The sequence below is a fragment of the Enterobacter sp. ZOR0014 genome (assembly GCF_000798855.1).
Lineage (GTDB): Bacteria > Pseudomonadota > Gammaproteobacteria > Enterobacterales > Enterobacteriaceae > Enterobacter > Enterobacter kobei.
Window position 1 is genome coordinate 1 of record NZ_JTLF01000096.1, and the last position, 5,389, is coordinate 5,389.

The window sequence follows — 5,389 nt, forward strand, 5'->3', positions numbered from 1 at the left end:
CCATAAAAGCCGCGGGGGCGCTGGCTTCCGCTGCGGGTGATGGATCGCTTGATGAAAAACGCCAGCAGTTGCAGGGGGCAAAAGGCAGTACCGCGATTGCGGCGTCCGTGCAGACCGATAATCTTGACGGCGATATCAACCGATTTCAGGCCGCGTGGAGCGGGTTGAAGATTGACGTGTTCGATAAAGCGGATGGCGCTCTGCGTAAACTGATAACAACCGCAACCGGCTGGCTTAGCACGGCCTCCCTTTGGGTGAATGCCAACCCCGCGTTGACGCAGACCCTCGCCAGCATCGTTGTCGGTGCGCAGGCGTTTTCAGGCGTGCTGGGGGGAGTCGGTATGGCTATCGGCCCGGTTCTGACGGGCGTCAATATGGTCATTACCGCAGCCGGGATGTTGGGAACGGTATTCAGCGTGGTGGGCGGCGCCATCATGACGGTGCTGGGTGCCCTTAGCTGGCCGGTGATTGCCCTTGGCGCAGCGATTGCCGCAGGCGCATTACTCATTTTCAAATACTGGGAGCCCATCAGCGCCTTCTTTGGCGGCGTGATGGAGGGGCTTTCGGCGGCCTTCGCACCGTTAGGCGAGTTGTTCTCACCGCTGATGACGGTATTTGATGTTATCTCGGAGAAGGTGGGCGGTATCTGGCAGTGGTTCACTGACCTGATCTCGCCGATTAAGGCGACGCAGGAAACGCTGGATGGCTGTAAAAATGCAGGCGTGATTTTTGGGCAGGCGCTGGGAGAGGCGCTAATGGCACCGCTGAATCTCTTTAACAGCCTGAGCGGTAAGGCCAGCTGGCTGCTGGAGAAGCTCGGTATTATCAAAAGTGAGTCGGATAATCTCGACACCGCAGCGGCAAAAGCAGAAGCGGCATCTCCTCCAGTAGGCAGTTCGTCTGTTCCAGGCGCGGGGTTCTATGGCGGCAGCCTGGGGTATCAGCCAACCGTTGCTGCTGCAGGTCGTTCTTACGTCGATCAGAGTAAAAGCGAATATAACATCACGCTGCAGGGTGACATCTCTTCCGGAACGGATCTGACTCGTCAAATTCGTGAGGCCATAGAGAATAGTGAACGTGAAAAAATGAGACGGCAGCAATCCAGCTATATATATGGTTGAGGAGAGAGAAAATGTTAATGGTGCTGGGGCTGTTTGTCTTTGAACGACGAACCTTACCGTATCAGACAATGCAGTTTACAAAGGACTACCGTTGGGCGTCCAACGATCGCATCGGGAAACCCAAAGCCTGGCAGTATCTTGGCGAAGGCGAGACATCTTTTACCCTCACCGGGTTACTTTACCCGGAACTCACGGGAGGGCGACTTTCTCTCAAGGCGGTTGAGCTGATGGCGAATGAAGGACGGGCATGGCCGTTGATAGACGGTACCGGCATCATTCACGGTATGTTTGTCATTGAGAAAGTTGCGCATACACACTCGGATTTTTACAGCGATGGTACCGCGCGAAAAATTGAATTTACCCTTTCGCTAAAACGTGTCGACGAATCACTGATGGCGATGTTTGGCGACCTGAGAACGCAGGCTGAAGAGCTGGTGACGAGTGCGCGTAATAGCATGGGAGGGCTGGTGGGATGATCACCGAAATGAATATCCGGGCGGGCGGGAAAATTGCCCCTGATTTTATGCTTAAGCTTGACGATCGTGATATCACGCAAAATTTCAGCCATCGTCTTATCAGCCTGACCATGACCGACAAACGGGGGCTGGAAGCCGATCAGCTGGATATTCTGCTGGATGATTCCGACGGGCTGCTGGACTTGCCTGCCCGGGGGGCAAGGCTGTCCTTATGGCTGGGATGGGAGGGAACCCCGCTCGAGGAGAAAGGGGACTTTACGATTGATGCGATTCATTTCCGGGGCGCGCCGGACACGCTGACCATCCAGGGATTCAGCGCAGATTTTCGTGGAAAGCTAAACGTGCGGCGCGAACAGTCGTGGCATGACATGACGATTGGCGCGATAGTCGATACCATCGCTCAGCGTAACCAGTTGACCGCCAGCGTCGCGTCGGGGCTTGCATCCATCTCCATCTCTCATATTGACCAGTCTCAGGAGACAGACGCGGCCTTCCTCTCCCGCCTTGCTGAACGTAATGGAGCATTTGTTTCAATCAAAGCCGGGAAGATTATCTTTATGAAAGCGGGCCAGGCCGTGACGGCCAGCGGCACTCCGCTTTCCTTAATGATGATTGAACGTGGGGATGGAGATAAGCACCTTTTTTCCGTAGCTGACCGTGAAAATTATTCCGGCGTAACGGCCAAATGGCTGCAAACGCGTGACCCCAAACAACAAAATCCTCAATTGAGTATTAATCGTCAGTCCGGAGGGCAGCAGACAGAAGCACTGCACCACCCGGATGCCGCCGCACCGGTAGCGGGAGCAGCAGGCAAGGAGCAGAAACCGCAAGAGAGGCTGGTGGGATCGGCGGAGAACGTATTTGAGCTCACCACGGTTTATGCATCTGAAGAGCAGGCGCTCAGGGCCGCAGAGGCGAAGTGGCGCGCGCTTCAGCGAGGAACCGTAAAGTTTTCCATCCAGCTTGCCCTGGGACGCGCCGATCTGTTCCCCGAAACGCCGGTGCTGGTAAACGGTTTTAAACGCGTCATTGACGAGCAGGCGTGGATCATCAGCGAGGTGGTGCATACCCTCAACGATAGCGGATTTACCACGCAGCTTAAGCTTGAGCTGAACGTCAGCAACGAAAAATTTACTGTTGATAGTGAGTAATGTAGTTGCTATTGGTTTTATTTTGGGTATTATTGATTCACAAAATGTGAATCAAGTGGAGGGGTACATGTTTCATTGTCCTAAGTGCAAGCATTCAGCGCATGCGCGTACCAGTCGCTATCTCAGTGAAAATACCAAAGAGCGCTACCACCAGTGTACCAATGTGGACTGCAGCTGTACGTTCGTGACGATGGAGTCCGTGGAGCGTCTGATTGCGACGCCTGGCGCCTCTGAGAGTGTCCGAACGGCTTCACTGGCGCGCAGTTAGCGGATTCGACTACCTCAGCTATACCAGTGACGTGCAGCTGTTTTTACAGACGCTAACCCAGAAGGACTCGCTTTAATTGGCTGAGGTTCAGAAAGTCTTTTGTGCGATAGACCGTGCCGGAAGACTTCAACCTCGCGAATATTCGACCCGGGAAGCAACTGGGAATGTCGCATACGGAAGTGTCAATGCACGTCGCCCTGGCGGATGACCTGGTGAGGCCGATAGACCAAACATATCGCACCAGGTGAAACAATTGGTGAAGGCGTAACTATTGCTTATCTTATCGATGTCGCAGTGACAAAGTGTGTAAAGGCTAGAAAATATGAGGTTCAACCAAAATTCACTAACTGTAAACAGTGGGAAAGGTGAGCTAGGCAAGATTGTCATTGGTGAGAATTTTTTTTGGGGAGTGAAAAACAGCATTTTTGGCAACGAAGAAAAAACAGAAATTATTCACGCGTATGCTCAAGAGCAAGAGGTTGCGTAAGTGTAATTCGCTGTTTTAAAGGGACTAAGTAAATCAATATAAAACCTGCGTTAGCAGAGCGCAAGAGCGCCAAAGAGTAACCAAAAAAATCTTTTGCAGACCAACATTTACTTTCTTAACAATCGCTTATGTTTCTTAGTCTGTGGGGATCCTCAGTTTTATTTTCCTCCAAACAGAACGCCAGACCACGTAAATACTGATCGCTTTGCGTACAACGGAACCTGAAACACATTATCAGTGTCCTTTTCATTCGGAGTGCAATTCGTTCGATATAACATGCAAAGTCTTTTTGCAGTAGACAGTGGTATTGCCAGGGATGTCTTTGTTCACAAATGACATAGCGCCAATAACAACATTATCACCAATGCGAATATTATCTGCGATGATACAGGAATTCGCACCAATACTTACATTATTGCCAATATGGATGAATATCGGCTCTTTATTAACATTCGCACCGGTAATGCCAATCGTGGTATTTTGCCTTATCCGGAGAGAATGACCTATTACAGCTGAACCATTTATTACAATTCCTTGATGATGGGAAATCACCATGCCGGGTCCAATGTGTGCCCCCAACTGAATCTCAGTCCCATATTTGAACATGAGGTTTCTGTTTATCTTTGCTGCTCGTTTTTTCAGAAATTTACTGTCTGAATGATGCCAGTACGACGCAATACGCCACCAGAAGTGGAAACGGCGATTGGGGCATTTGATAGCTTTATGCAGCACCATGAACCACGAAAACTTCTTTGAACTCATCATTACTTCGTGGCGCAAGCATGTACGCAAATGGTTTGATCTGGTTTGTTTATCCATTACTTAATTTTCCCCTTCATTTGTCGCGGGAATTTATAGTCAAAAGTCTAGGGTAATCAACTTCTTGGCGTATAGGCCATGTGAACAGAATCTTGTCGTTGCTTGAGAAGAGGGTGATACTAACCTTCTTACGACATTTTTACGACCCTCATACCTTAGTTAACAAAAAAGCCACTCATTCGAGTGGCTTAATCATATGAATTTAAAGCTAAAATTTGGTGGCCCCTGCTGGACTTGAACCAGCGACCAAGCGATTATGAGTCGCCTGCTCTAACCACTGAGCTAAGGGGCCGTGGCGGTGAATTATAAAGTAACTCTCTACAGCAATCCAGCCATTCACACCTGCCTGCTGTTTTTATAAACAATGCATAATCAATCCTTTATACTTCCCTTACGATGGATTGATCGGGAGTAAAAATGATCAACGATATTCTGGCCCCTGGCCTGCGGGTGGTGTTCTGCGGAATCAACCCGGGTAAGTCCTCGGCGCACACCGGCTTTCACTTCGCCCATCCGGGAAATCGCTTCTGGAAAGTGATCCACCAGGCCGGGTTTACCGACAGATTACTCAGGCCCGAAGAGGAACAGCACCTGCTTGATACGCGCTGCGGCATTACTATGCTGGTTGAGCGCCCGACGGTGCAGGCGAGCGAGGTCAACCTGCATGAGCTCCGCAGCGGCGGACGGGAGTTGGTCAAAAAGATAGAGGACTATCAGCCCGCAGCGCTGGCGATCCTCGGCAAGCAGGCCTACGAGCAGGCGTTCAGTCAGCGCGGCGCTAAATGGGGTAAGCAGAGCATTACCATCGGCGTGACGCAGGTGTGGGTGCTGCCAAATCCAAGCGGGCTTAACAGGGCAACGCTGGATAAGCTGGTGGAGGCGTATCGGGAGCTGGATGAGGCGCTAATGGTGCGAGGGCTTTAGGGGCTCTGCGGCCTGATGCCCTCACCTCACTAAGGGATCCCCACAACGTTATAGCAGCACGGAACAGTCCCCTCGCCCCTCCGGGGTGTACAGTCCAGGGACATAGTGAACACTTGTTCGGGGACATGGTAGACACTTACAAC

The 5,389-nt window shown here is 51.3% G+C and carries 7 protein-coding genes and 1 tRNA gene; 6 read left to right on the forward strand and 2 right to left on the reverse strand.

What is annotated here, in order from left to right:
* From L977_RS04530 to L977_RS24410, 5 genes are all read left to right on the forward strand, one after another.
* A partial coding sequence (locus L977_RS04530) for a phage tail tape measure protein (RefSeq protein WP_047624982.1) occupies positions 1-1,121 on the forward strand: 1,121 nt, incomplete at its 5' end.
* Positions 1,122-1,132: 11 nt separating this feature from the next.
* Positions 1,133-1,597, forward strand: a complete 465-nt coding sequence (locus L977_RS04535) for a phage tail protein (RefSeq protein ID WP_047624984.1) — start codon at positions 1,133-1,135, stop codon at positions 1,595-1,597.
* The gene (locus tag L977_RS04540; RefSeq protein WP_047624986.1) at positions 1,594-2,748 is read left to right on the forward strand and encodes a phage late control D family protein; all 1,155 of its coding nucleotides are present in this window, start codon (positions 1,594-1,596) and stop codon (positions 2,746-2,748) included. Before L977_RS04535 ends, L977_RS04540 begins: the two co-directional genes overlap by 4 nt.
* A 67-nt stretch (positions 2,749-2,815) precedes the next feature.
* Positions 2,816-3,016: an ogr/Delta-like zinc finger family protein gene (locus L977_RS04545; RefSeq protein ID WP_032635529.1), complete on the forward strand. Its 201-nt coding sequence runs from the start codon at positions 2,816-2,818 to the stop codon at positions 3,014-3,016.
* Between the two features lie 322 nt (positions 3,017-3,338).
* Positions 3,339-3,503 (forward strand): hypothetical protein, encoded by a 165-nt coding sequence (locus L977_RS24410; RefSeq protein ID WP_154816869.1) that lies wholly within the window; start codon positions 3,339-3,341, stop codon positions 3,501-3,503.
* A 246-nt stretch (positions 3,504-3,749) separates the two neighbouring features.
* Here L977_RS24410 and L977_RS04550 read toward each other — a convergent pair whose 3' ends face one another.
* Together L977_RS04550 and L977_RS04555 are read right to left on the reverse strand one after the other, a co-directional pair.
* Positions 3,750-4,322 (reverse strand): serine acetyltransferase, encoded by a 573-nt coding sequence (locus L977_RS04550; protein WP_052192608.1) that lies wholly within the window; start codon positions 4,320-4,322, stop codon positions 3,750-3,752.
* Positions 4,323-4,538: 216 nt separating this feature from the next.
* Positions 4,539-4,614, reverse strand: a tRNA-Ile gene (locus L977_RS04555).
* 125 nt (positions 4,615-4,739) lie between these two features.
* Between L977_RS04555 and mug the strand changes: the two genes are divergently transcribed.
* A complete protein-coding gene (gene mug, locus L977_RS04560; RefSeq protein ID WP_014885286.1) occupies positions 4,740-5,246 on the forward strand; it encodes a G/U mismatch-specific DNA glycosylase in 507 nt (168 codons plus the stop codon).
* The last annotated feature ends 143 nt before the right edge of the window (positions 5,247-5,389 follow it).

Coding starts and splice junctions, on each gene's coding strand:
- L977_RS04550 (WP_052192608.1), bottom strand. CDS start 4,322: ATGGATAAACAAACCAGATCAAACCATTTGCGTACATGCTTGCGCCAC.
- L977_RS24410 (WP_154816869.1), top strand. CDS start 3,339: ATGAGGTTCAACCAAAATTCACTAACTGTAAACAGTGGGAAAGGTGAG.
- L977_RS04535 (WP_047624984.1), top strand. CDS start 1,133: ATGTTAATGGTGCTGGGGCTGTTTGTCTTTGAACGACGAACCTTACCG.
- L977_RS04540 (WP_047624986.1), top strand. CDS start 1,594: ATGATCACCGAAATGAATATCCGGGCGGGCGGGAAAATTGCCCCTGAT.
- L977_RS04545 (WP_032635529.1), top strand. CDS start 2,816: ATGTTTCATTGTCCTAAGTGCAAGCATTCAGCGCATGCGCGTACCAGT.
- mug (WP_014885286.1), top strand. CDS start 4,740: ATGATCAACGATATTCTGGCCCCTGGCCTGCGGGTGGTGTTCTGCGGA.